The sequence below is a fragment of the Streptomyces sp. RKAG337 genome (assembly GCF_023701715.1).
GTDB lineage: Bacteria > Actinomycetota > Actinomycetes > Streptomycetales > Streptomycetaceae > Actinacidiphila.
On the sequence record NZ_JAJOZA010000001.1, the window covers coordinates 6,169,901 to 6,192,732 of the forward strand.

Annotated in this window: 21 protein-coding genes and 2 tRNA genes; 19 read left to right on the plus strand and 4 right to left on the minus strand. The window is 72.0% G+C overall.

What is annotated here, in order from left to right; all coding sequences use genetic code 11:
- Positions 1-121 precede the first annotated feature (121 nt).
- Both LNW73_RS27460 and LNW73_RS27465 read left to right on the plus strand, forming a co-directional pair.
- Complete coding sequence (locus tag LNW73_RS27460) at positions 122-535, plus strand: TIGR02611 family protein (protein WP_250991727.1); 414 nt, start codon at positions 122-124, stop codon at positions 533-535.
- A gap of 54 nt (positions 536-589) precedes the next feature.
- Positions 590-661 (plus strand) — tRNA-Val (locus LNW73_RS27465).
- An 87-nt stretch (positions 662-748) separates the two neighbouring features.
- On the opposite strand, the gene LNW73_RS27470 is transcribed toward LNW73_RS27465, so the two are convergent.
- Complete coding sequence (locus LNW73_RS27470; RefSeq protein WP_250991728.1) at positions 749-3,298, minus strand: SCO7613 C-terminal domain-containing membrane protein; 2,550 nt, start codon at positions 3,296-3,298, stop codon at positions 749-751.
- 142 nt (positions 3,299-3,440) lie between these two features.
- Here LNW73_RS27470 and LNW73_RS27475 point away from each other — a divergent pair, with 142 nt between their 5' ends.
- Positions 3,441-3,905, plus strand: coding sequence for an SRPBCC family protein (locus LNW73_RS27475; RefSeq protein WP_250991729.1), 465 nt, complete (start codon positions 3,441-3,443; stop codon positions 3,903-3,905).
- A gap of 38 nt (positions 3,906-3,943) precedes the next feature.
- Positions 3,944-4,015: transfer RNA gene (locus LNW73_RS27480), tRNA-Val, on the plus strand.
- Between the two features lie 73 nt (positions 4,016-4,088).
- Here LNW73_RS27480 and LNW73_RS27485 read toward each other — a convergent pair.
- Positions 4,089-4,838 (minus strand): exonuclease domain-containing protein, encoded by a 750-nt coding sequence (locus tag LNW73_RS27485; RefSeq protein ID WP_250975012.1) that lies wholly within the window; start codon positions 4,836-4,838, stop codon positions 4,089-4,091.
- 179 nt (positions 4,839-5,017) lie between these two features.
- Between LNW73_RS27485 and LNW73_RS27490 the strand changes: the two genes are divergently transcribed.
- The 4 genes from LNW73_RS27490 to LNW73_RS27505 all read left to right on the plus strand — a co-directional run bounded on the left by LNW73_RS27490 (position 5,018) and on the right by LNW73_RS27505 (position 9,628).
- Entirely contained in the window at positions 5,018-5,584 is a 567-nt protein-coding gene (locus LNW73_RS27490; RefSeq protein WP_250975011.1) for a DUF4365 domain-containing protein, read from the plus strand.
- 2 nt (positions 5,585-5,586) lie between these two features.
- Positions 5,587-6,840 carry a hypothetical protein gene (locus LNW73_RS27495; protein WP_250993058.1) on the plus strand — a complete coding sequence of 418 codons (1,254 nt, stop codon included), beginning with the start codon at positions 5,587-5,589 and terminating at the stop codon, positions 6,838-6,840.
- 124 nt (positions 6,841-6,964) lie between these two features.
- On the plus strand, positions 6,965-8,944 hold the full coding sequence (thrS, locus tag LNW73_RS27500; protein WP_250991730.1) for a threonine--tRNA ligase: 1,980 nt from the start codon (positions 6,965-6,967) through the stop codon (positions 8,942-8,944).
- A gap of 123 nt (positions 8,945-9,067) precedes the next feature.
- Positions 9,068-9,628 (plus strand): HIT family protein, encoded by a 561-nt coding sequence (locus tag LNW73_RS27505; RefSeq protein ID WP_250975009.1) that lies wholly within the window; start codon positions 9,068-9,070, stop codon positions 9,626-9,628.
- 35 nt (positions 9,629-9,663) lie between these two features.
- On the opposite strand, the gene LNW73_RS27510 is transcribed toward LNW73_RS27505, so the two are convergent.
- Both LNW73_RS27510 and LNW73_RS27515 read right to left on the minus strand, forming a co-directional pair.
- Entirely contained in the window at positions 9,664-11,313 is a 1,650-nt protein-coding gene (locus LNW73_RS27510; RefSeq protein WP_250975008.1) for a hypothetical protein, read from the minus strand.
- 160 nt (positions 11,314-11,473) lie between these two features.
- Complete coding sequence (locus LNW73_RS27515) at positions 11,474-13,705, minus strand: elongation factor G-like protein EF-G2 (RefSeq protein ID WP_250991731.1); 2,232 nt, start codon at positions 13,703-13,705, stop codon at positions 11,474-11,476.
- 282 nt (positions 13,706-13,987) lie between these two features.
- Here LNW73_RS27515 and pgsA point away from each other — a divergent pair, with 282 nt between their 5' ends.
- The 11 genes from pgsA to yajC all read left to right on the plus strand — a co-directional run bounded on the left by pgsA (position 13,988) and on the right by yajC (position 22,768).
- Positions 13,988-14,659 (plus strand): phosphatidylinositol phosphate synthase, encoded by a 672-nt coding sequence (gene pgsA / locus LNW73_RS27520; RefSeq protein WP_250991732.1) that lies wholly within the window; start codon positions 13,988-13,990, stop codon positions 14,657-14,659.
- Positions 14,656-15,570, plus strand: coding sequence for a phosphatidylinositol mannoside acyltransferase (locus tag LNW73_RS27525; RefSeq protein ID WP_250975006.1), 915 nt, complete (start codon positions 14,656-14,658; stop codon positions 15,568-15,570). Before pgsA ends, LNW73_RS27525 begins: the two co-directional genes overlap by 4 nt.
- Positions 15,567-16,772, plus strand: coding sequence for a glycosyltransferase family 4 protein (locus LNW73_RS27530; protein ID WP_250991733.1), 1,206 nt, complete (start codon positions 15,567-15,569; stop codon positions 16,770-16,772). The genes LNW73_RS27525 and LNW73_RS27530 overlap by 4 nt, the downstream gene beginning before the upstream one ends.
- A 22-nt stretch (positions 16,773-16,794) precedes the next feature.
- Positions 16,795-17,352 (plus strand): hypothetical protein, encoded by a 558-nt coding sequence (locus tag LNW73_RS27535; protein WP_250975004.1) that lies wholly within the window; start codon positions 16,795-16,797, stop codon positions 17,350-17,352.
- 82 nt (positions 17,353-17,434) lie between these two features.
- Positions 17,435-18,346: a pyridoxal 5'-phosphate synthase lyase subunit PdxS gene (gene pdxS, locus LNW73_RS27540; RefSeq protein ID WP_138352642.1), complete on the plus strand. Its 912-nt coding sequence runs from the start codon at positions 17,435-17,437 to the stop codon at positions 18,344-18,346.
- 7 nt (positions 18,347-18,353) lie between these two features.
- Complete coding sequence (pdxT, locus tag LNW73_RS27545) at positions 18,354-18,950, plus strand: pyridoxal 5'-phosphate synthase glutaminase subunit PdxT (RefSeq protein WP_308401916.1); 597 nt, start codon at positions 18,354-18,356, stop codon at positions 18,948-18,950.
- Between the two features lie 60 nt (positions 18,951-19,010).
- Complete coding sequence (locus tag LNW73_RS27550) at positions 19,011-19,763, plus strand: YebC/PmpR family DNA-binding transcriptional regulator (RefSeq protein WP_138352640.1); 753 nt, start codon at positions 19,011-19,013, stop codon at positions 19,761-19,763.
- 126 nt (positions 19,764-19,889) lie between these two features.
- Positions 19,890-20,429 (plus strand): crossover junction endodeoxyribonuclease RuvC, encoded by a 540-nt coding sequence (ruvC, locus tag LNW73_RS27555; protein WP_250975002.1) that lies wholly within the window; start codon positions 19,890-19,892, stop codon positions 20,427-20,429.
- The gene (gene ruvA / locus LNW73_RS27560) at positions 20,426-21,049 is read left to right on the plus strand and encodes a Holliday junction branch migration protein RuvA (RefSeq protein ID WP_138352638.1); all 624 of its coding nucleotides are present in this window, start codon (positions 20,426-20,428) and stop codon (positions 21,047-21,049) included. Before ruvC ends, ruvA begins: the two co-directional genes overlap by 4 nt.
- A gap of 53 nt (positions 21,050-21,102) precedes the next feature.
- Positions 21,103-22,179: a Holliday junction branch migration DNA helicase RuvB gene (ruvB, locus tag LNW73_RS27565; RefSeq protein WP_250975001.1), complete on the plus strand. Its 1,077-nt coding sequence runs from the start codon at positions 21,103-21,105 to the stop codon at positions 22,177-22,179.
- Between the two features lie 160 nt (positions 22,180-22,339).
- Positions 22,340-22,768, plus strand: coding sequence for a preprotein translocase subunit YajC (gene yajC / locus LNW73_RS27570; protein ID WP_250991734.1), 429 nt, complete (start codon positions 22,340-22,342; stop codon positions 22,766-22,768).
- Positions 22,769-22,832: the final 64 nt, after the last annotated feature.

Genomic DNA, 22,832 nt, shown 5'->3' on the forward strand with positions numbered 1-22,832 from the left:
CGGGGACGTTGTAAACCCCTCTGACTGGTTTGTGAGGCTTCTGGTACCTCGTCCGGCCCAGTACTTTTACGGTGTCGAAGGCCATTCCGGTGATCTCCGCCCGTCGGGTAGGTTTGGCGCCATGACTGCGGAGAGTGACGAAATTCAGGAGGACGTGGCCATGGACCGGAAGCTCGGTTCGAAGGCTCCTGAATTCATCAGGAAATCCCGGGGACTGCACCTCAGCTGGCAGGTGGGCGTGTTCATCGTCGGGCTGGCCGTGGTGGCGGCCGGTGTGGTGATGCTGCCGCTGCCCGGCCCCGGCTGGTTGGTGATCTTCGGGGGAATGGCGATCTGGGCCACCGAATTCGTCTGGGCGCAGCTCGTGCTGCGCTGGACGAAGCGCAAGGTGACCGAGGCGGCGCAGCGCGCGCTCGACCCCAGGGTGCGGCGCCGCAACATCATCCTGACGGCGGTCGGACTGGTGATCATCGGCACCCTGCTCGGCTACTACCTCTGGCGGTTCGGATTCGAGATGCCATGGCGGATCGGCTGACCCGCGGATGGTCCTGGGCACCGTCTGAGGTGCGGTAATGTTGTCCCCGCACAGGGGCGATTAGCTCAGTGGGAGAGCACTTCGTTCACACCGAAGGGGTCACTGGTTCGAACCCAGTATCGCCCACCCCGACCGAGGGCCCGGAAGCCGAAAAGCTTCCGGGCCCTCGGCGTTTCCGGACCTCCCGCGCCCCGGAAACGCCGCGCGCCGCGCTCAGTGCATCCGGCCGATGACCTCGCGCACCCGGCGGACGTCACGCAGCCGGCGCTCGTACGTCGTGCCCAGCGCCAGCAGCAGCAGACCCGCCACCGCGATCGGCAGCCAGCGCGGCGCCGCGCCCACGACCTGGACGACGTACGGGGCCAGCTCGTGCAGCGCGAGGACCACCAGGACGCCGCCGCCCAGCAGCAGCGGGGCCCGCAGCCGGTGCCGGGCGCCCAGCAGCGTCACGGCGAGCGCGCCCGCGCCCAGCAGCAGTGGGCGCTGCCAGTGCGGATCGCCCCACGCGGCCACCAGGCTGGGCAGCAGGGTCACCGCCAGCCCCGGACCGTAGGCGGACCAGGACGAGGTCACCGGGTCGCGGCGGCGGCGCAGCCAGCCGATGAGCAGTCCCGCGACGGACAGCGACAGCGTGTACGCCTCCGGCGTCGTGACGCCGGAGGCGGCGAGCCGCACCCAGCTCGCCGCGGCCGTCAGGGCGCCGGCGGCGTAGACGGCCCGCCGGCGGTCCTGGCGCAGGGCGAGAGCGCCGGCCAGCACGCCGGCTGCCGCGAGGACCAGGGCGAGCGCCGGAGCGTCCGTGGCGGCCAGCACGACGGCCAGCGCCGCAGCGGCCCATCCCGCGGGCTCCAGGGCCCGCCGGGGCCACCCGGACCGCGCCGCGGACAGCACAGCGGTGGCGCCGACCGCGAGGACCGGGAAGGCCGCCACCGGTGACGGGTGGCCCGCGGCCGCCGGACCGGCCCACGCCAGCCCGGTCGCGCACACCACCGTGCAGGCGGCGCCCACCGTTCGCCGCACCACGTCACCGCGCACCGCCGCCGCCCCGGCGAACGCCGCCAGGAGCACACCCAGCACGGCGAACGTGGCGGTCCGCCCGGCGAGACTCCAGGCCACCGCGGTCACCGCCGTGGCCGTGCCGGTGACGAGCGCGGTACGCGACAGCAACGGGACGCGTACGGCCACGGCCGCCGCGAGCAGCGCGACCGCGAGCGCGAGCCGCAGGGAGAGCGCCACCGGGTACGTCGTGCCGGCGGCCGCGGGCAGCGCCGCGACGGTCACGGCGCCGCACACCACGGCCGCGGGACCCGGCACCCGCCACGCGGGGCGCCGCAGCGCGGTCGCCGTGAGGACCAGGGCGAGCAGTCCGGCGACCACCACCATGGACGGCGGAGCGACCCGCAGTCCATGGGGCGTCAGGGCGTCGCGGGCGGCGTGCGGGGCGCCCGTCCAGATCGAACCCGCCCAGCTCAGCGGCCCGAAGCAGGTCACCGCCAGCGCGGGCACCGCCCACAGTGCCGCCAGCAGGTGCGCCGCCGAGGCTCCCGTCGCGACCCCGTCGGCCGTGGCGCGGCGGGAGCCGCCGCGCAGGGCGGCGGCCAGTGCCAGCACGGCCACCGCGCAGCCCAGGTACCCCGGAACGACCCAGTCGTCCGCGACCCCCGTCCGCACCACGCCACCGGTTCCGGCGATCGTCACGAGGGCGGCCAGGGCGGCGAGCGGGGCGGCGGCGGGGTGCCGGGTGGCGGGGGCGCTGAAAAGTGGGGGACCGGCGACGGGAGCCGGGTGCGCCGGAGTGCCCGCCGGGAGGCGATGGGCGGCCGTGAGGGCCACCGCGGCACCTGCCAGCAGCAGGCCGCAGGCCTGGACCGCGGCGCCGGCCGACGCGGCGTCCAGCGACAGCCGGAGCGCGGCGGCCAGGCCCAGCAGACCCGTCACCGTGCCGGCCACGGCGCCGGTCGTCCGCAGACCGCGCGGCAGCCGGCGGCCCGGTGCCGTGACGGCGAGGGCGGCGTCCGACGCGGCGGCGAGGAGCACGGCGGCGGCGAAACCGCGCACGGAACCGTGCGCCCAGGCCCACAGCGGCAGCGGCAGTTGGGCGAGGACCAGCGCGACGGGCGCGGGCAGCAGGAGCCGGCCGCGCAGCAGCAGCCCGTAGCCCGCCCAGAGCGCGCTCACGACGGCGAGACACCCCGCCGTGTACACCAGCGCGTGGACCTCGCCGAGATCCGCGCTCACCCGGCGCACGGCGTACGCGTCGAGCAGCAGCAGGACCAGCCCGAGACAGGCGATCACCTCGGCGGTGGCCGACAGCGCCCGGCGCAGCAGGAGCGCGGGAACGGCGAGCGCGGTGAGGGTCAGCGCGCCCAGGACCGCGGACCGGCCGCCGATGCCGAGCTGTCCCCAGTTGACGACGGTGAAGGCGGTCACCGCGACGGCGAGCAGAATGCCGCCGAGGGAGAGCAGCAGATTCTGCGCGCTCGGCGGGGACGTCTCCCGGACCGGACCCGCGACGCGACCCGCGGACGGGCCGGCGAACGGGCCGGCGAACGGACCCGCGGCCGGACCGGGGCGCGGGCCCCAGCCGGGCGGCGGCGGTGGGAAGGCCACCGGGCGCGCCGCGGCGAACAACTGGGCCCGGCGGCCCAGGAGACGGCCGCGTTCCGCGTCGACCGCGGCGAGCGCGGTCCCGATCGCCCGCAGCTCCGCGGCGATCTCCCCATGGAGTGGCAGCGCGCAGCGCGGGCACACCGGGACGGGCATCGCCGGGTGCGGAAACGTTCCGCAGGCGGGGCATTGGGCGGATGGCGGTAGGGGCTCCATGCCGATGGAGTGTGGCGTGGACCACGAGATCCGTCATCCGGGCCGGTACTCAGAACGTGCCTGAGTACCCACACTGGCTTCCATGGACTGGAGCCGTTACCGCTTCCGCACCACCTGGCGCCTCGGCGCCCGCCGCGACGCCGTCTACGCCGTGCTGGAACGCCCCGACGAGTACCCGTTGTGGTGGCGGCAGGTGCGCGAGGTGCGGCGCACCGGCGAGACCACCGGCACCCTCCGGTTCCGTTCCATGCTCCCGTACGACCTGGTCGTCGACGCGCGCGAGTCGCGCCACGACGAGGCCGCCGGGGTGCTGGAGGTGACCATGACCGGGGACCTGGAGGGCTGGGTCCGCTGGACGGTGACGGCCGACGGCGGCGGTACGCGGCTGCTCTTCGAGGAGGACGTGGTCGTCCGCAAGCCCCTGATGCGCCGCCTCGCGGTGCCGTGCCGGCCGTTCTTCCGGGCCAACCACGCGCTGATGATGCGCCAGGGGCGGCAGGGGCTGCGGGACCGGCTCGCGGCCGGCCCGGCCGGGAATGGCGTTTGAACCGACGGGCCCGCGCCCTGTATTGTTCGGGACGTCCCGGGCGATTAGCTCAGCGGGAGAGCACTTCGTTCACACCGAAGGGGTCACTGGTTCGATCCCAGTATCGCCCACAGCAGTGAGACCGGCCGGTCCTGATGGACCGGCCGGTTTCGTGCGTGACGGGCGTCTCGGACGTCCTGGCGCTCAGGCGGCCGGCGGCCGTGCGCGCTGCGCGGGGATCATCGGCGCGGGGCGCAGCGGCCAGGACGGGTCGCAGCGTTCCGGCGTACCGTTCCTGGCGAAGTAGGCCTGCAGACCGCGGGCTTGGCCCGCGTGCCACGCCGTCTGGCGTTCGTGCAGTTCGACGGGGCCGAGCTCGGCGAGCCGCTCCGCGAAGCGCCGCCCTATCGCCCGCGCCAGCTCCAGGGACGCGGCCGCGTCCGCCGCGGCGTCATGCGCGTCCGCCAGCTCGACGCCGTAGTGCGCGCACAGATCGGTGAGGGTGCGCCGGCCCTTGCGGTAGCGGTCCAGCGCCTTGTCCAGCACCCGGGGGTCGAGGACGCACAGCGCCGCCCCGTCCAGCCGTCCGTGCAGCGATCCGCCGCGGTGCCGCTTCAACTCCCGGTCCAGCAGCGTCAGGTCGAACGGCGCGTTCATCACCACCAGTGGCACCGACCGGGCCGCCCGGCCGGCCAGCGCCTGTGCCATCTCCTCGACGACCGGACCCGGCTGCCGGCCGTGCCGCCGCAGGAAGGCGTCGCTGAGTCCGTGTATGGCCCGCGCGCCCTCCGGCACGGGCACGCCCGGGTCGACCAGCCAGCGCAGGACGCGGGGTTCGGCCCCGGGGGCGTCCTGCTCCACGAGGGCCCCGGAGACTATGCGGTCGTGCTCCACGTCCACGCCGGTGGTCTCGGTGTCGAAGGAGGCCAGCGGTCCGTCGTACCAGCGAGGCATGGGGTACTCCCAAGGATGTCGGGGAGGTTGACGGGCGGTCAGTTCTGCCGCCGCTGAGCGGTATGTACCCGTAACTCGTGGTCACTGAACCGCAACTGTTTGCGACCCGCCGCTGGTGGAGAAGACACAGGTGACGGATACGCACTGACAACGCACGGCTCGGAAGGCACGGAAGAGCGATGGCGCTCACGCAGCCCGCCCCGGGCGAGCCGACGGCCGAGCGGGCCGCACCGCTCAGGGGAGGGCTCGCCACCACCAGTTGCATGGAGACCCTGCAGGTGGGGTATTTGCACGCGGTCGCCGCGGCGGCCGGCTGCTCGCTCGCCCAGCCCTTTCCGGACAACGGCATCGACTGGCATCTCAGCCACAGTTCGCGCGCCCACGCCGTCGACGACGAGGTGACGATAAAGGTGCAGCTCAAGTGCACCTACCAGGTCGCCCCGCATCCGGCGGGGCCGACCTTCGGCTTCACGCTGGAGAACGAGCACCTGGTGAAACTGGCCAGGACCCCGGCGTCGGTGCACAAGATCCTGGTGGTGATGCTCGTGCCGCGCACGCAGGACGAGTGGCTGGCGGCCGGACACGACCGGCTGGAACTGCGGCACTGCTGCTACTGGACGAACCTGGCCGGCGTCGCCGTGACGGGCAAGCGCAAGACCACAGTGCGGATACCGACCGCGCGGATCTTCGACGACCGTGCGCTGTGCCAGATCATGGCGCGGGTCGGGGCGGGAGGAAGACCGTGACGATGCACCGGCCCACGAACACCGATGAGCCCGTTCTGCCCGACCCCGAGCGCGTCGACCCCGCGGTGCTGACCGCGCTGCTCGTCCGGCACGGCTGGGAGCGGCGCGGCGGCGCCCCCGGCCGCTACAGCCGCTGGACCCCGCCCGGCAGCGCCGTCCGGCTCCAGGACGCGGGGGCGGACGCCGGCCGGCCGACGGGGAACGGCACCGGCACCAGCCTGCTCGTCCCCGAGGGCCGCCCGCGCCGCGGGCGGACCACGGACCCCGGCTACGCGGACCACACCGACCTGCTCGGTGAGGCCCTCACCGCACTCGCCCGCTCCGCCGCCCCGTCCGCCCGCGAGGTGCTGCTCGCCCTCACCGTCCCCGGCGACGAGATCCGCTGGCGGCGCGAGGTGCCGCGGATCGGCGACGCGGTGCCGTGGACCACGGCCGAGCAGCTGCGGGCCGGCGCCCGGGCGATGCTGCTGGCCGCCGCGCGCGCCGCCCGGCAGACCGCCGGGTACTTCGGCGAGCGGCACGGCCCGCATGCCGCGGGATTCCTGGAGCAGGTCCTGGTCGGGCCGGTGACCGGCGGCCATCTGCTCACCGCGTACGCCCCCGTCCCCGAGGGCCGGCCGGTGACCTCGACCCTGCTGCGCGCGCTGCAGGGGGCCCGGGACGCGGTGGACTTCCAGCGCGCCACCGGCGGGATGGAGGCGTTCGACGCCGCCGTCGACCTCGGCGTCTGCCATGAACTGGCCGAGGCGCTGGTCCGGCTGGTGCGCGGCACCGAGGGCATGGAGGTGGCGCTCGCCTGGTCGCCGGCGGCGGGTCCGCCCGGCGGTTTCGCGAGCCGTCCCGAGCCGGTGGAGTTCTCGCCCGGCGACCTGCCGGCCCTGGAGGCGGCGAGCGCCCGCTATCTGCGCCGCGAACCGTCGGTCCCGGTCCGGGTGACGGGCACCGTCGTCCGGCTGCGCCGGCCCACCCCGTCCGGCGGCGGCTCGGTCCGGCTCCGGGTGCTCGCCGGCGCCGACGTCCGCCAGGTCCGGGTCCGGCTGGACGAGGCGGAGTACCGTATCGCCGCCCACGCCCACCTGGTCGGGCTGCCGATCCGGGTCAGCGGACGGCTGGAGAGCCGCGGCGGCTTCCGCCGGCTCACCGAGGCCGTCGGCGTCACCCCGGTCCAGGTGGACGAGGCCGAGCGGGACCGGCTGCTGAAGTCGCTGCACGGCGGCGTCGACACCTTCGAGGACGCCTGCGGCGGGGACTCCTGACCTGAGAAGCGTCCGCCGGTAGCTCACCGTCCCTCCATCACTTCGCGGCGCACCCGCCGGGCTCGGTACGATTCACCCGTGCGGCATCCGCCGCCGTGCGGTATTGAGTCATGGGAGAGAACCGGTGTCAGACGTCCGTGTGATCATCATTCGCGATTCCGTTGAGCGGGAAGAGCGGGTGGTCACGACCGGGACGACCGCCGGAGAGCTCTTCGACGGCGACCGCAGCATCGTCGCCGCGCGCGTCGCCGGCGCGCTGAAGGACCTGGCGTACCCGGTCGCCGACGGTGACGAGGTCGAAGCCGTCCCACTGGCCAGCGAGGACGGGCTGAACATCCTGCGGCACTCCGCCGCGCATGTCATGGCCCAGGCCGTGCAGGAGCTGTTCCCGTCGGCGAAGCTCGGTATCGGCCCGCCCATCAAGGACGGCTTCTACTACGACTTCGACGTCGAGACCCCCTTCACGCCGGAGGATCTCAAGAGCATCGAGAAGAAGATGCAGGAGATCCAGAAGCGCGGTCAGCGCTTCTCGCGCCGCGTGGTGAGCGACGACGACGCCCGCGAGGAACTGGCGGCCGAGCCGTACAAGCTGGAGCTGATCGGCCTCAAGGGCTCCGCCTCCGCCGACGACGGTGCGAACGTCGAGGTCGGTGCGGGCGAGCTGACCATCTACGACAACATCGACAGCCGGACCGGCGAGCTGTGCTGGAAGGACCTCTGCCGGGGTCCGCACCTGCCCAGCACCCGGCTCATCCCCGCCTTCAAGCTGATGCGCAGCGCCGCCGCGTACTGGCGCGGCAGCGAGAAGAACAAGCAGCTGCAGCGCATCTACGGCACCGCGTGGCCGTCGAAGGACGAGCTGAAGGCGTACCTGGAGTTCCTCGCCGAGGCCGAGAAGCGCGACCACCGCAAGCTCGGCTCCGAGCTGGACCTCTTCTCGATCCCCGAGGAGATCGGCTCGGGCCTGGCGGTCTTCCACCCGCGCGGCGGCGTCATCCGCCGGGTCATGGAGGACTACTCGCGCAAGCGGCACGAGCAGGAGGGGTACGAGTTCGTCTACACCCCGCACGCCACCAAGGGCGCGCTCTTCGAGAAGAGCGGGCACCTGGACTGGTACGCGGACGGCATGTACCCCCCCATGCAGCTCGACGAGGGCACCGACTACTACCTCAAGCCCATGAACTGCCCGATGCACAACCTGATCTTCGACGCCCGGGGCCGGTCCTACCGCGAACTGCCCCTGCGGCTCTTCGAGTTCGGCACCGTGTACCGGTACGAGAAGTCCGGCGTCGTGCACGGCCTGACCCGCGCCCGCGGCTTCACCCAGGACGACGCGCACATCTACTGCACCAAGGAGCAGATGGCGGACGAGCTCGACTCGACCCTCACCTTCGTGCTGAACCTGCTGCGTGACTACGGCCTGGAGGACTTCTACCTGGAGCTCTCGACCAAGGACCCGGAGAAGTTCATCGGGTCGGACGAGAACTGGGACGAGGCCACCGAGACGCTGCGCAAGGCCGCCGAGAAGCAGGGCCTCGAACTGGTCATGGACCCGGGCGGCGCCGCCTTCTACGGCCCGAAGATCTCCGTCCAGGCGCGCGACGCCATCGGCCGGACCTGGCAGATGTCGACCATCCAGGTCGACTTCAACCTGCCGGAGCGCTTCAACCTGGAGTACACCTCCGGCGACGGCTCCAAGCAGCGTCCGGTGATGATCCACCGTGCGCTCTTCGGCTCGATCGAGCGGTTCTTCGCGGTGCTCCTGGAGCACTACGCGGGTGCCTTCCCGGCCTGGCTGGCGCCGGTGCAGGCGACCTGCATCCCGATCGGTGACGCGCACGTCCCGTATCTGCAGGAGTTCGCCGCCAAGGCGAAGGCCCTCGGACTGCGGGTCGACGTGGACGCCTCCTCGGACCGGATGCAGAAGAAGATCCGCAACGCCCAGAAGGCCAAGGTGCCCTTCATGATCATCGCGGGTGACGAGGACATGGAGGCCGGTGCGGTGTCCTTCCGCTACCGCGACGGCACGCAGAAGAACGGCGTGCCGGTCGACGAGGCCGTCGCCGAGATCGCCAAGGCTGTCGAGGACCGCGTCCAGGTCTGACGCACGGCGTACGGCGGGCCCCCGGAGCGCGAGCTCCGGGGGCCTTCGTGCGTGGCGGTGTCCCACCGCGGGGATACCACCGCGGGAACCGCCCCTGCGACACGCGGCGCGGGCCGAAGTCCTATGCTGATCGGCATGACGAGTGAGCCGGAGCAGCAGATCGGAGTGGGTACGCAGGACGCGTTCCAGCGCCTGTGGACCCCGCACCGCATGGCGTACATCCAGGGTGAGAACAAGCCGACCGGCCCGGAGGCCGGCGACGGATGTCCGTTCTGCTCGATCCCGTCCAAATCCGACGAGGACGGCCTGATCGTCGCGCGGGGCGAGCACGTCTACGCGGTGCTCAACCTCTATCCGTACAACGGCGGCCACCTGATGGTGGTCCCGTACCGGCACGTCGCGGACTACACCGAGCTGGACCTCGCGGAGACCGCGGAGCTGGCGGAGCTGACCAAGGGCGCTATGCGGGCACTGCGCACCGCGTCAGGGGCGCACGGCTTCAACATCGGCATGAACCAGGGCGGGGCGGCGGGCGCGGGGATCGCCGCCCATCTGCACCAGCACGTGGTGCCGCGCTGGGGCGGCGACACCAACTTCATGCCGGTCATCGGGCACACCCGGGTGCTGCCGCAACTGCTGGCCGACACCCGCAAGATGCTCGCGGACGTCTGGCCGAAGGACTAGAAGCCGCGGTGGGCCGGGGGCCGGGCCCCCGGCCGCTACGCGTCGTAGGCGTCCGCCTTGCGGGGTTCCGCGCCCTGGACCAGGCCGCTCAGCATCAGCGAGCGGTTGGTGAAGTGCGAGGTGTCGACGCCGTTCTCCTTCATGACGTGGATCGCCGCCGCGTGCACCGCCCGCAGTACCGGGGTCGCGGCGCGCAGCGCGTCGTCGGCCATGAAGCGGTGCTTCCACGGCTTGTCCGCCCAGGTGTGCCGGAGGCCGAACGGTTCGGGCAGTGCGAGCGTGCCGCCGAGGTGGTCCAGCACGCTGGGGAACCGGGTGAGCGGTGCGCGGGCCGCCAGCCGGACCACCTCGCCGGGGTGGATCAGCGGCAGCTGCACCGTGTGGGTCTCCCAGAACTTGACCGGGTGCGAGACGGTCTTGGAGTTGGGCGCCGGCGGCGCGGTGAAGATGGGGTGCACGGGGCCCAGCGCGTGGCCCGTCACCTCGACCCGCAGGGTCTGCGCCAGCACGGTCACCGTGACCATCAGCGTTATCACCAACTGGCCGTCCCACAGGACGAACTGGATGCCCAGGTAGTGCCGGTTGCCCTTGCCGAACTGCTGGTTGTTGCAGATCCGCTGGATCTCGAAGTCCTTGACGGTGAACGCCTCGACCTCGGCGCCGGTGGGCCGGGAGATGGCCTTGGCGTTCTCCCCGGTCGGTGCGACGACCCAGTGCCGTATCGACGCCTTGGGGAAGCCTCCGGTGTGCAGCGGGCCGCGCTCCAGCATCCGCAGTTTGTCGTGGATGGCGCGGATGACGTCCCAGCTGCGGAAGGGGTGGATCTCGGCGAGGCCGTCGCGCGGTACCAGCTCCTCGGCCATCTGCCAGCTGCCCCAGCGGGTGCCCATGCCCAGTATTCCCTTGGGGCCCGCGTAGAAGACCACGTTGCTGTTCTGCTCGGCGGAGAGCTTCGCCAGGCTCTGCCGCAGCGTCTCCGCCCGGGTCTGGTTCGGGTTGCGCGGCACGGCCTCGGGGATCTTGGCGCCGACGCCGCTGCCGGAGACCAGGCCCGCCCAGCGCTCGCGCAGGTCCTTCGCGGTCTGCTCGCAGATGCGCTTGGCCCAGAACCAGCCCAGCACCGGTACGAGCATCATGACGCGCAGGTACTGGCGCCAGAAACCGGTCAGCGGCGGCTTGATGATGAGCAGCGCGGCGAACGCGACGACGACCAGCAGGATCACCGCGCCCAGCGGGCCGGCCTTCGAGTCCTGCGCCTTCGCCAGCGACCTGCGCAGCTGGAACGCGCCGAGCCAGATCAGCACCCCCGGCAGGAACAGCAGCCCGAAGACGGCCATCACGATCGTCAGCCGGTTGTCGCGCTCCTGGCGGATCCGGTTCGCGGCGAGGCAGTGCTCGACGACGGACTGGGGTTCGGCACCGAAGGACTGCACGAGTTCGCCGCGCGCCGCGCCGAGCATCCGCACCTGGACGGAACGGGCGAACGCCTCACCGAGGTTGGGCTCGAAGAGCGAGAGCCGGGGCGGCGTGAACACCGCGTCCTCGTTGGCCTTCCTGAGGTCCTCGACCGGGGAGTCCCGATAGGCCGCGGACGACAGGGCCTGGGTCGCGGCGGTGCCGCCCTCCGTACCGATCAGCGGGACCTGCGCCCCGGGGCTGAAGTCGAACCCCTTGCCGTCTGCCACTACCGCCCCCTCATTCCCCCACACGACCCCGCGGGCACAACGGCTCCACCGGCCCATTCCCCGCGAGCGGGGCCGTCACACTTCTGGAGCAATGCCCACAGTATCGGCGCGGCGGTCCGCGCGGGGGGCACACGGACCGCCGACTGGCCTTCCCGCAGCGTTACTTGGCGGTATCCGCCTGTTCCCTGAGCTTGGCCGCGAGCGGCGGGGGCATCGGCTCGTGGCGGGCGTACGCGCGGCTGAAGCGGCCGGTGCCGTGCGACAGGGACCGCAGGTCGACGGCGTACCGGCCGATCTCGATCTCCGGCACCTCGGCCCGGACCAGCGTGCGCCCGGGCCCGGCCGGTTCGTTGCCCAGGACCCGGCCGCGCCGTCCGGACAGATCGCTCATCACCGATCCGACGTAGTCGTCGGAGACCAGCACCCCGACCTCGACGACCGGTTCCAGCAGGTCGATCCTGGCGCCGGCGGCGGCCTCCCGCATGGCGAGCGCCCCGGCCGTCTGGAACGCGGCGTCGGAGGAGTCCACCGAGTGCGCCTTGCCGTCGGTGAGGGTGATCCTGATGTCCACCACCGGGTGGCCGAGCGCCACGCCCCGGGCGGCCTGCGCGCGGACGCCCTTCTCCACCGACGGGATGAACTGCCGCGGTACCGCCCCGCCGATCACCTTGTCGACGAACTCGATGCCGGAGCCGGCCGGCAGCGGATCGACCTGGATCTCACAGATCGCGAACTGGCCGTGCCCGCCGGACTGTTTGACGTGCCGGCCGCGCGCGGTGGCCTGCTCACCGAACGTCTCGCGCAGCGACACCCGGTGCTGCACGGCGTCCACCTGGACCCCGTAGCGGCTGCGCAGCCGCTCCAGCGCGACATCGACATGCGCCTCGCCCAGGCACCACAGGACCACCTGCCGGGTGTCCGGGTTCTGCTCCAGCCGCATGGTGGGATCCTCGGCGACCAGCCGCGCCAGGCCCTGCGAGAGCTTGTCCTCGTCGGCCTTGCTGTGCGCCTGGATGGCCACCGGGAGCAGCGGGTCGGGCATCACCCACGGCTCCATGAGCAGCGGCCGGTCCTTGGCCGAGAGGGTGTCGCCGGTCTCGGCGCGGGTCAGTTTGGCGACGCAGGCCAGATCGCCCGCGACACAGCTCGCCACCCCGCGCTGCTGTTTCCCGAAGGGCGAGGAGAGCGCACCCACCCGCTCGTCCACGTCATGGTCCGCGTGCCCGCGGTCCGCCATGCCGTGCCCCGAGACATGGACCGTCTCGTCCGGCCGCAGCGTTCCGGAGAAGACCCGCACCAGGCTGATCCGCCCGACGTACGGGTCGGAGGAGGTCTTCACCACCTCGGCGGCGAGCGGCCCGTCAGGGTCGCAGGTCAGCGGCGGGCACGGGCCGCCCTGCAGGGCGCTCACCGGGGGCGCCTCGCGCTCCAGCGGGGTCGGGAAGCCGCCGGTGATCAGCTCCAGCAGCTCCAGGGTGCCCAGCCCCTGCCGGGCGCCGTCGGCCGCCGGGGCGGCGGCCAGCACCGGGTGGAACGTGCCGCGGGCGACCGCCCGTTCCAGGTCCTCGGTGAGCGTCTTGAGGTCCAGCTCCTCGCCGCTGAGGTAGCGGTCCATCAGGGTCTCGTCCTCGCTCTCGGCGATGATCCCCTCGATGAGCCGGTTGCGGGCCTCCTCGATCAGCGGCAGCTCCCCGGACTCCGGGGCCCGCTCGGTCCGCTCGCCCGTGGAGTAGTCGAAGACCCGCTGCGAGAGCAGCCCGATCAGCCCGGTGACCGGGGCGTGCCCGTCCGGGCCCTGCTCGCCGTGCAGCGGAAGGTACAGCGGCAGCACCGCGTCGGGGGAGTCGTCGCCGAGGACCCGGGCGCACAGCGCCGTCATCTCGTCGAAGTCGGACCTGGCCGCCTCCAGATGCGTCACCACCACCGCCCGCGGCATCCCGACCGCCGCGCACTCGTCCCACACCAACCGGGTCGCGCCGCCCACCCCCGCCGCGTCCTGCGCCGCCGAGACGACGAAGAGGGCCGCGTCCGCTGCCCGCAGACCGGCCCTCAACTCCCCGACGAAGTCGGCGTATCCGGGAGTGTCCAGCAGATTTATCTTGATATCGCCCCAGAGGACCGGCACCAGTGACAGCTGCACCGACCGCTGCTGCCGCTGCTCGATCTCGTCGTGATCGGAGATCGATCCGCCGTCCTCCACCCGCCCTGCCCGGTTCACCGCGCCGGTCGCCAGCGCCAGGGCCTCGACGAGTGTGGTCTTGCCCGCTCCGCTGTGGCCGACCAGCACCACATTGCGCACCTTCTCGGGCCGGCCGGCCGCCGGTGCCCTTCCGGCGGCTCCTGGATGTACGTCTCTCCTGTCGGCTGCTCCACCCACGGGTCTCGCCTCCATGTCCGTCACTGCATGGGGGACCGCGCCCTCTGCAGGGGCACAAACGCGCAACGTCACGGGAGACCGCACCGGAGGTGCCCCGGGACGGGGTACAAAGGGAGGGTTTCCGGCGACGCCCGCGGTTATCCGACCTTCCCACGGCGGTCACGGTGCGTCCATACGTCGTACGTCCCCAGGGTACCGACGGGTGCCTCACGCATACGGACGACGAGGGCTGGCTACGATGGGCCGTCCAGTGGCCGACCGGGCCAGCCGACATCCACCGATCCATCCGGGAAGGCCATGCTGAACAAGTACGCGCGTGCATTCTTCACGCGTGTTCTCACGCCGTTCGCCTCGTTCCTGCTGCGCATCGGGGTCACCCCCGACGCGGTGACCCTCATCGGCACCGGGGGAGTGATGGCGGGTGCGCTGGTCTTCTACCCCATGGGCGAGTTCTTCTGGGGCACCGTCGTCATCACCCTGTTCGTCTTCTCGGACCTGGTCGACGGGAACATGGCGCGGCAGTCCGGGGTGTCCAGCCGATGGGGCGCCTTCCTCGACTCCACCCTCGACCGGGTCGCCGACTCGGCGGTCTTCGGCGGGCTCGCGCTCTGGTACGCCGGCGGCGGTGACGACCTCGTGCTCTGCGCGGTGACGATCTTCTGCCTCGCCAGCGGCCAGGTGGTGTCCTACACCAAGGCCCGCGGCGAGGCCATCGGCCTGCCGGTGAACGTCAACGGGCTGGTCGAGCGCGCCGAGCGGCTCGTCATCACCCTCGTCCTGTGCGGTCTCGCCGGGCTGCACAAGTTCGGCGTTCCCTATATCGAGTGGCTTCTGCCGATCGCCCTGTGGGTCGTCGCCGCGGGCAGCCTGGTGACCCTGATCCAGCGGGTCGTCACCGTGCGCCGCGAGGCGGCGGAGGCCGACGCGGCCGACGCGGTCACCGGTGCGAACGGGGGCGGCGCCGCGTGAAGGACCGGTTGACCGACGGCCTGTACGGGCTGGGCTGGGGTGCGGTGAAGAAGCTGCCGGAACCGGTGGCGAACGCCCTCGGCCGGAACATCGCCGACCTGGTCTGGCGGCGGCGCGGCAAGGGAGTGCTCCGGCTGGAGTCCAACCTCGCCCGTGTCGTACCGGACGCGGACGAGGCCCGGCTGCGCGAGCTGTCCCGGGCCGGCATGCGCTCGTACCTGCGGTACTGGATGGAGTCCTTCCGGATGCCCGCCTGGGACCGGGAACGCTTCCGCAGTGTCGACATCCAGAACGCGCACATCCTGCAAGCGGGGCTGGCGGCCGGCCGCGGCGTCATCATCGCCCTGCCGCACATGGGCAACTACGACCTGGCCGGAGCCTGGGTCACCACCAAGATCGGGGTGCCCTTCACCACCGTCGCGGAACGCCTCAAGCCCGAGACCCTGTACGACCGCTTCGTGGCCTACCGCGAGGGACTCGGCATGGAGGTGCTGCCGCACACCGGCGGCTCGGCCTTCGGCACCCTCGCCCGCCGGCTGCGCGCGGGCGGTCTGATCTGCCTGGTCGCCGACCGCGACCTGTCCGTCTCGGGCATCGAGGTGAAGTTCTTCGGCGAGGCCACCCGGATGCCCGCCGGGCCCGCGATGCTGGCGCAGCAGACCGGCGCCCTCCTTCTGCCGGTCACCCTCTGGTACGACGGCTCGCCCATCATGCGCGGCCGGATCCACCCACCCGTCGACGTCCCCGAACTCGGCGACCGGACCGAGAAGGCCGCGGCCATGACGCAGGACCTGGCCGACGCCTTCGCCTCCGGGATCGCCGAACACCCCGAGGACTGGCACATGCTCCAACGGCTGTGGCTCGCCGATCTCGAGGTACGCCCGAACAGTTCCGGAACGGAGAAACCTTGAGGATCGGGATCGTCTGCCCGTACTCCTGGGACGTCCCCGGCGGCGTCCAGTTCCACATCCGCGACCTCGCGGAGCACCTGATCAAGCTCGGCCACGAGGTCTCCGTGCTCGCGCCCGCCGACGACGAGACACCGCTCCCGCCGTACGTGGTCTCCGCGGGCCGCGCCGTCCCCGTGCCGTACAACGGCTCGGTGGCCCGGCTCAACTTCGGCTTCCTGTCGGCCGCCCGGGTGCGCCGCTGGCTGCACGACGGCGGCTTCGACGTCATCCACATCCACGAACCGACCTCGCCGTCCCTCGGCCTGCTGGCCTGCTGGGCGGCCCAGGGGCCGATCGTCGCGACCTTCCACACCTCCAACCCGCGCTCGCGGGCCATGATCGCTGCCTATCCGATCCTGCAGCCCGCGCTGGAGAAGATCCGGGCGCGCATCGCGGTGAGCGAGTACGCCCGGCGAACCTTGGTGGAGCACCTCGGCGGCGACGCGGTGGTCATCCCCAACGGCGTGGACGTCGACTTCTTCGCCACCGCCGAGGCCGAGCCGGAGTGGCAGTCGGAAGGGGCCCGCAGCACCGCCCTGGACGGCGTGCCGAGGCCGGGCGGGACGATCGGGTTCATCGGCCGGATCGACGAGCCGCGCAAGGGCCTGCCCGCCCTGATGCGGGCCCTCCCGAAGATCATCGCGGAACGCCCGGACACCCGGCTGCTGGTCGCCGGAAAGGGTGACGAGAAGGAAGCCGTCGAAGCCCTGCCGGAACACCTGCGCGGCCAGGTCGAGTTCCTCGGCATGGTCAGCGACCGGGACAAGGCCCGGCTGCTGCGCAGCGTCGACCTGTACGTCGCCCCCAACACCGGCGGCGAGAGCTTCGGCATCATCCTCGTCGAGGCGATGTCGGCGGGCGCCCCGGTGCTCGCCAGCGATCTGGACGCCTTCCGCCAGGTCCTGGACGGCGGCGCGGCGGGCGAACTGTTCCCCGTCGAGGACGCCGACGCGCTCGCGGCCGCCGCGGTGCGGCTGCTCGGCGACCCCAAGCGCCTCGCGGAGCTGCGGGAACTGGGCAGCAGGCACGTCCGCCGCTTCGACTGGAGCACGGTCGGCGCCGACATCCTCTCCGTCTACGAGACGGTGACGGAGGGCGCCACCGCCGTCGCCACCGATGAACGCGTGGGCCTGCGCGCCCGCCTGGGGCTCGCCCGGGACTGAAGTACCCGGCGCGACGGTAGCCTTGCCGCCCGTGACCACCTTCATCTGGGTCGCGGTGGCTGTCGTTGCCATCGGCCTGTACCTGAGCTGGACCGCGGGCCGCCTTGACCGGCTGCACGCCCGTATCGACGCCGCCCGTGCCGCCCTGGACGCGCAGCTGCTGCGCCGCGCCTCGGTGGCCCAGGAACTCGCGACGTCCGGGGTGCTGGACCCGGCGGCGTCCATCGTCCTCTACCAGTCCGCGCACGCCGCCCGGCAGTCCGAGGACGAGCACCGCGAGGTGGCCGAGAGCGAGCTGAGCCAGGCGCTGCGCGCGGTCTTCGCCGAACCGGACGCCGTCGAGGCGGTGCTGGCCGCGCCCGGCGGCGAGGAGACCGTCGGCGAACTGACCCAGGCGGTACGCCGGGTGCCGATGGCCCGGCGCTTCCACAACGACGCGGTCCGGGCGGCGCGGGCGGTGCGCAGGCACCGGGTGGTGCGCTGGTTCCGGCTGGCCGGCCACGCGCCCTTCCCGCTGGCCTTCGAGATGGACGACGAGCCACCGATGGCGTTCACAGCGGACGGCGCGGCAGGCCACTGACCCCGGATTGGCCCTTTTCCGGCCAGGTGGACCGGTTCACGATGGGTACAACGCACCATTCGTCATCGAGTGAGGTCATACCGTGTCCACCACCCCCGCCACCGCCCAGAACCCCGAGACCGGCACCGCGCGCGTCAAGCGCGGTATGGCCGAGCAGCTCAAGGGCGGCGTGATCATGGACGTCGTCAACGCCGAGCAGGCGAAGATCGCCGAGGACGCCGGCGCCGTCGCGGTCATGGCCCTGGAGCGGGTGCCCGCCGACATCCGCAAGGACGGCGGCGTGGCCCGTATGTCCGACCCGGACATGATCGACGGCATCATCAACGCGGTGTCCATCCCCGTCATGGCGAAGTCCCGCATCGGCCACTTCGTCGAGGCCCAGGTCCTGCAGGCGCTCGGTGTCGACTACATCGACGAGTCCGAGGTGCTGACCCCGGCCGACGAGGTCAACCACAGCGACAAGTGGGCCTTCACCACCCCCTTCGTCTGCGGCGCCACCAACCTGGGCGAGGCCCTGCGCCGGATTGCCGAGGGCGCGGCCATGATCCGCTCCAAGGGCGAGGCCGGCACCGGCAACGTCGTCGAGGCGGTGCGCCACATGCGCCAGATCCGCACCGACATCCGCCGCCTCGGCACCCTGGACGAGACCGAGCTGTTCGTCGCCGCGAAGAACCTCCAGGCCCCGTACGAGCTGGTCAAGGAGGTCGCGGGCCTCGGCAAGCTGCCCGTCGTGCTCTTCAGCGCCGGCGGTGTGGCCACCCCGGCGGACGCCGCCCTGATGATGCAGCTCGGCGCCGAGGGCGTCTTCGTCGGCTCCGGCATCTTCAAGTCCGGCGACCCGGCGCAGCGCGCCGCCGCCATCGTGAAGGCCACCACCTTCTACGACGACCCGAAGGTCATCGCGGACGTCTCGCGCGGTCTGGGCGAGGCCATGGTCGGCATCAACTGCGACACCCTCCCCGAGTCCGAGCGCTACGCCAACCGCGGCTGGTAACCGGACCGTGAGCGCCATACCCACCATCGGCGTACTGGCCCTGCAGGGCGATGTACGCGAACACCTCGCGGCGCTCACCGCCGCCGGCGCACGGGCCGTGCCCGTGCGCCGGCCGGCCGAGCTCGCCGAGATCGACGGCCTGGTCATCCCCGGCGGCGAGTCCACCACGATGTCCAAACTGGCGGTCATCTTCGGCATGCTGGAGCCGCTGCGCGAGCGGGTCGCGGCCGGCCTGCCGGCCTACGGGTCCTGCGCGGGCATGATCATGCTCGCCGACAAGATCCTGGACGGCCGGGACGACCAGGAGACCATCGGCGGCATCGACATGATCGTGCGCCGCAACGCCTTCGGGCGGCAGAACGAGTCCTTCGAAGCGGCCGTGGAGATCACCGGCATCGGCGGTGGCCCGGTCGAGGGCGTCTTCATCCGCGCCCCCTGGGTGGAATCGACCGGCGAGCGCACCGAGGTGCTGGCCCGGCTCGATGACGGCACCGTCGTCGCCGTGCGCTCCGGAAACCTGCTCGCCACTTCGTTCCACCCCGAGCTGACCGGAGACCACCGGGTTCACGAGCTCTTCGTCGACATGGTGCGCACCGCGGGCTAGCGCGACCCCGGTAGGATCTCTTCTGTTCATTTCTACTGGCGACGTTGTAAGGAGCTGGCGATGTCCGGCCACTCTAAATGGGCTACCACCAAGCACAAGAAGGCCGTGGTTGACGCCAAGCGCGGCAAGCTGTTCGCCAAGATGATCAAGAACATCGAGGTGGCGGCGCGCATGGGTGGCGGTGACGTCTCCGGTAACCCGACCCTTTACGACGCCATCCAGAAGGCGAAGAAGAGCTCGGTCCCGAACAAGAACATCGACAGCGCGGTCAAGCGCGGTGCCGGTCTGGAAGCCGGCGGCGCCGACTACCAGACGATCATGTACGAGGGCTACGGGCCGAACGGCGTCGCGGTGCTCATCGAGTGCCTCACCGACAACCGCAACCGCGCGGCCTCCGACGTCCGTGTCGCGATGACCCGCAACGGCGGCGCCATGGCGGACCCGGGCTCGGTCTCGTACCTGTTCAACCGCAAGGGCGTCGTCATCGTCCCCAAGGGTGAACTGTCCGAGGACGACGTGCTGGGCGCCGTGCTGGACGCCGGGGCCGAAGAGGTCAACGACCTCGGCGAGTCCTTCGAGGTCATCAGCGAGGCCACCGACATGGTCGCGGTCCGTACCGCGCTCCAGGACGCCGGCATCGACTACGACTCGGCCGACGCCAACTTCGTCCCCACCATGCAGGTGGAACTCGACGAGGACGGCGCCCGCAAGATCTTCAAGCTGATCGACGCGCTCGAGGACAGCGACGACGTGCAGAACGTCTTCGCCAACTTCGACGTGAGCGACGAGGTCATGGAGCAGGTCGACGCCTGATTCCGCGATATCAGCACCACGGGCCGGCGGGACACACCCCGCCGGCCCGTCGGCGTTGGCGGCGTTGTCAGTGGGAACGGCTAACCTGCAGGAACAGTTGACCGACAGGGCTTGAGGGGTGACGGGGTGCGGGTACTCGGCGTGGACCCGGGACTGACCCGGCTCGGCATCGGAGTCGTGGAGGGCGTCCCGGGGCGCCCGTTGACGATGCTGGGCGTCGGTGTGGTGCGCACCCCGGCCGACGCGGAGATCGGGCACCGTCTCGTCCTCATCGAGCGCGGCATCGAGGCGTGGTTGGACGAGTACCGGCCGGAAGTCGTCGCCGTGGAGCGGGTGTTCAGCCAGCACAACGTCAGCACGGTCATGGGCACCGCCCAGGCCAGCGCCGTCGCGATGCTCTGCGCCAGCCGGCGCGGACTCCCCGTCCATCTGCACACCCCCAGCGAGGTCAAGGCCGCCGTCACCGGCAGCGGACGGGCGGACAAGGCCCAGGTCGGCGCCATGGTGACGCGGCTGCTCCGGCTGGACGCCCCGCCCAAGCCGGCCGACGCCGCGGACGCGCTGGCGCTGGCCATCTGCCACATCTGGCGCGGTACCGCCACCAACCGTCTCCAACAGGCCATCGCCGCCCACCGGCCGGCACGAATCCAGGAGCCCCGAGCATGATCGCCTTCGTCAGCGGCCCGGTCGCCGCACTCGCCCCGGACGCCGCGGTCATCGAGGTGGGCGGCATCGGCATGTCCGTCCTGTGCACCCCGGGCACCCTCGCCACCCTCAGAACCGGCCAGCCGGCCAGGCTCTCGACGTCGCTGATCGTCCGCGAGGACTCGCTCACCCTGTACGGCTTCGCGGACGACGACGAGCGGCTGGTCTTCGAGCTGCTGCAGACCGTCAGCGGTGTCGGCCCGCGCCTCGCGCAGACGATGCTCGCGGTGCACTCCCCGGACGCCCTGCGGATCGCGGTGGCCACCGGGGACGAGAAGGCGCTCACCGCCGTCCCCGGCGTGGGCAAGAAGGGCGCTCAGCGACTCCTGCTGGAACTGAAGGACCGGCTCGGCGAGCCCGTCGGCCCCGGGGCGAACCGCGGGATCGGCAGCCCCGTCAGCGCCTCCTGGCGCGACCAGCTGCACGCGGCGCTCATCGGCCTCGGCTACGCCACCCGCGAGGCCGACGAAGCGGTCTCCGCGGTCGCGCCGCAGGCCGAGGCGGAGCTGGCCGGGGGCGGGGCGCCCAATGTCTCCGCACTGCTGCGCGCGGCCCTCCAGACCCTGAACCGCACCCGCTGACGGCCTGCCGCCGCACGGACACGATCCCCGCACCGACGACCCGAAAGTCCGACATGAACTGGGACGAGCCCGCACCCCCGACCGCCGGCGAGCTGCCGGACCGGCTGGTCGGCTCCGATGCCGACGGTGAGGACCAGGCCGTCGAGGCCGCGCTGCGGCCGAAGGACCTCGGTGAGTTCGTCGGGCAGGAACGGGTGCGGCAGCAGCTGGACCTGGTGCTGAAGGCCGCCAAGAAGCGCGGCGGCACCGCCGACCACGTCCTGCTCTCCGGAGCGCCCGGCCTCGGCAAGACCACGCTGTCGATGATCATCGCCGCCGAGATGGGCGCCCCGATCCGCATCACCTCGGGCCCGGCCATCCAGCACGCGGGCGACCTCGCCGCGATCCTCTCCTCCCTCCAGGAGGGCGAGGTGCTGTTCCTGGACGAGATCCACCGCATGTCCCGGCCCGCCGAGGAGATGCTCTACATGGCGATGGAGGACTTCCGGGTCGATGTGATCGTCGGCAAGGGCCCCGGCGCCACCGCCATCCCGCTGGAGCTGCCGCCCTTCACCCTGGTCGGCGCCACCACCCGGGCCGGCCTGCTGCCGCCCCCGCTGCGGGACCGCTTCGGCTTCACCGGCCACATGGAGTTCTACGCCCCCGCCGAGCTGGAGCGCGTCATCCACCGCTCGGCCCGGCTGCTGGACGTCGAGATCGAGACGGACGGCGGTGCGGAGATCGCCGGCCGCTCCCGCGGCACGCCCCGTATCGCCAACCGGCTGCTGCGCCGGGTCCGGGACTACGCGCAGGTCAGAGCGGACGGCCGGATCACCCGCGAGATCGCCACACAGGCCCTGGAGGTCTACGAGGTGGACGCCCGCGGCCTCGACCGGCTGGACCGGGCCGTGCTGCGCGCCCTGCTCCAGCTGTTCGGCGGCGGCCCGGTCGGGCTGTCGACGCTGGCGGTCGCCGTCGGTGAGGAGCGCGAGACGGTCGAGGAGGTGGCGGAACCGTTCCTGGTCCGGGAGGGTCTGCTGGCGCGTACTCCCCGTGGCCGGGTGGCTACCCGGGCGGCGTGGACGCACCTCGGGCTGGTCCCGCCCCCGCAGCCCGGGGGCCCCGGCCAGGGTGGCCTGTTCGGACCGTGACGGCATGGAGACTCGCCCCCCAGGAACCCCAGTGCCATGCTGGGCGTTGTTTCACCGGCGAGGACTCGCTTAGACTCCGCCGACGCCCTTCCTCCGGAACGGCATACACCCCCGTAGATCAGGCCAGCCACCGCGGCCGTGCGAAGGAACGTTGTAAATCGTGAGTATCGGCTTGCTCCTCCCGTTCATCATCCTTATCGGTGCCATGTTCCTCATGACCCGGTCTGCCAAGAACAAGCAGCGGCAGGCGGCGACGATGCGGAACCAGATGGAACCGGGCTCCGGTGTCCGCACCATCGGCGGCATGTACGCCGTGGTGAAGGAAGTCAACGAGGACACCGTCCTCCTGGAGCTGGCCGACGGGGTGCACGCGCACTTCGCGAAGAACTCCATCGGCGCCGTCCTGGACCAGTCCGAGTACGACCGGATCGTGCACGGCATCGAGCCGGACGAGCTGGAGGACGGCTCCGAGGACGAGGCCGCGGCCACGGATGAGGACGCCGTGACGGCCGAGGCCGCCGATGACGAGCGCATCGACCTGAGCAAGACGGAGGACGAGCCGAAGAAGGACGGCACCGACCCCAAGTAAGGGCGCGTCGGTCCGGACTCTCACATCACTTCGTGGCCACCCCACGGGCGCGCAGGCCCGGGGG

Excerpts from the sequence above, each read along its gene's own strand:
- LNW73_RS27515 (WP_250991731.1), bottom strand. The coding sequence starts at position 13,705 with ATGGAGGCGAGACCCGTGGGTGGAGCAGCCGACAGGAGAGACGTACAT.
- ruvA (WP_138352638.1), top strand. The coding sequence starts at position 20,426 with ATGATCGCCTTCGTCAGCGGCCCGGTCGCCGCACTCGCCCCGGACGCC.
- LNW73_RS27485 (WP_250975012.1), bottom strand. The coding sequence starts at position 4,838 with ATGCCTCGCTGGTACGACGGACCGCTGGCCTCCTTCGACACCGAGACC.
- LNW73_RS27490 (WP_250975011.1), top strand. The coding sequence starts at position 5,018 with ATGGCGCTCACGCAGCCCGCCCCGGGCGAGCCGACGGCCGAGCGGGCC.
- LNW73_RS27505 (WP_250975009.1), top strand. The coding sequence starts at position 9,068 with ATGCTGATCGGCATGACGAGTGAGCCGGAGCAGCAGATCGGAGTGGGT.
- LNW73_RS27550 (WP_138352640.1), top strand. The coding sequence starts at position 19,011 with ATGTCCGGCCACTCTAAATGGGCTACCACCAAGCACAAGAAGGCCGTG.
- LNW73_RS27470 (WP_250991728.1), bottom strand. The coding sequence starts at position 3,298 with ATGCCCGTCCCGGTGTGCCCGCGCTGCGCGCTGCCACTCCATGGGGAG.
- LNW73_RS27495 (WP_250993058.1), top strand. The coding sequence starts at position 5,587 with ATGCACCGGCCCACGAACACCGATGAGCCCGTTCTGCCCGACCCCGAG.
- pgsA (WP_250991732.1), top strand. The coding sequence starts at position 13,988 with ATGCTGAACAAGTACGCGCGTGCATTCTTCACGCGTGTTCTCACGCCG.
- LNW73_RS27460 (WP_250991727.1), top strand. The coding sequence starts at position 122 with ATGACTGCGGAGAGTGACGAAATTCAGGAGGACGTGGCCATGGACCGG.
- LNW73_RS27475 (WP_250991729.1), top strand. The coding sequence starts at position 3,441 with ATGGACTGGAGCCGTTACCGCTTCCGCACCACCTGGCGCCTCGGCGCC.
- ruvB (WP_250975001.1), top strand. The coding sequence starts at position 21,103 with ATGAACTGGGACGAGCCCGCACCCCCGACCGCCGGCGAGCTGCCGGAC.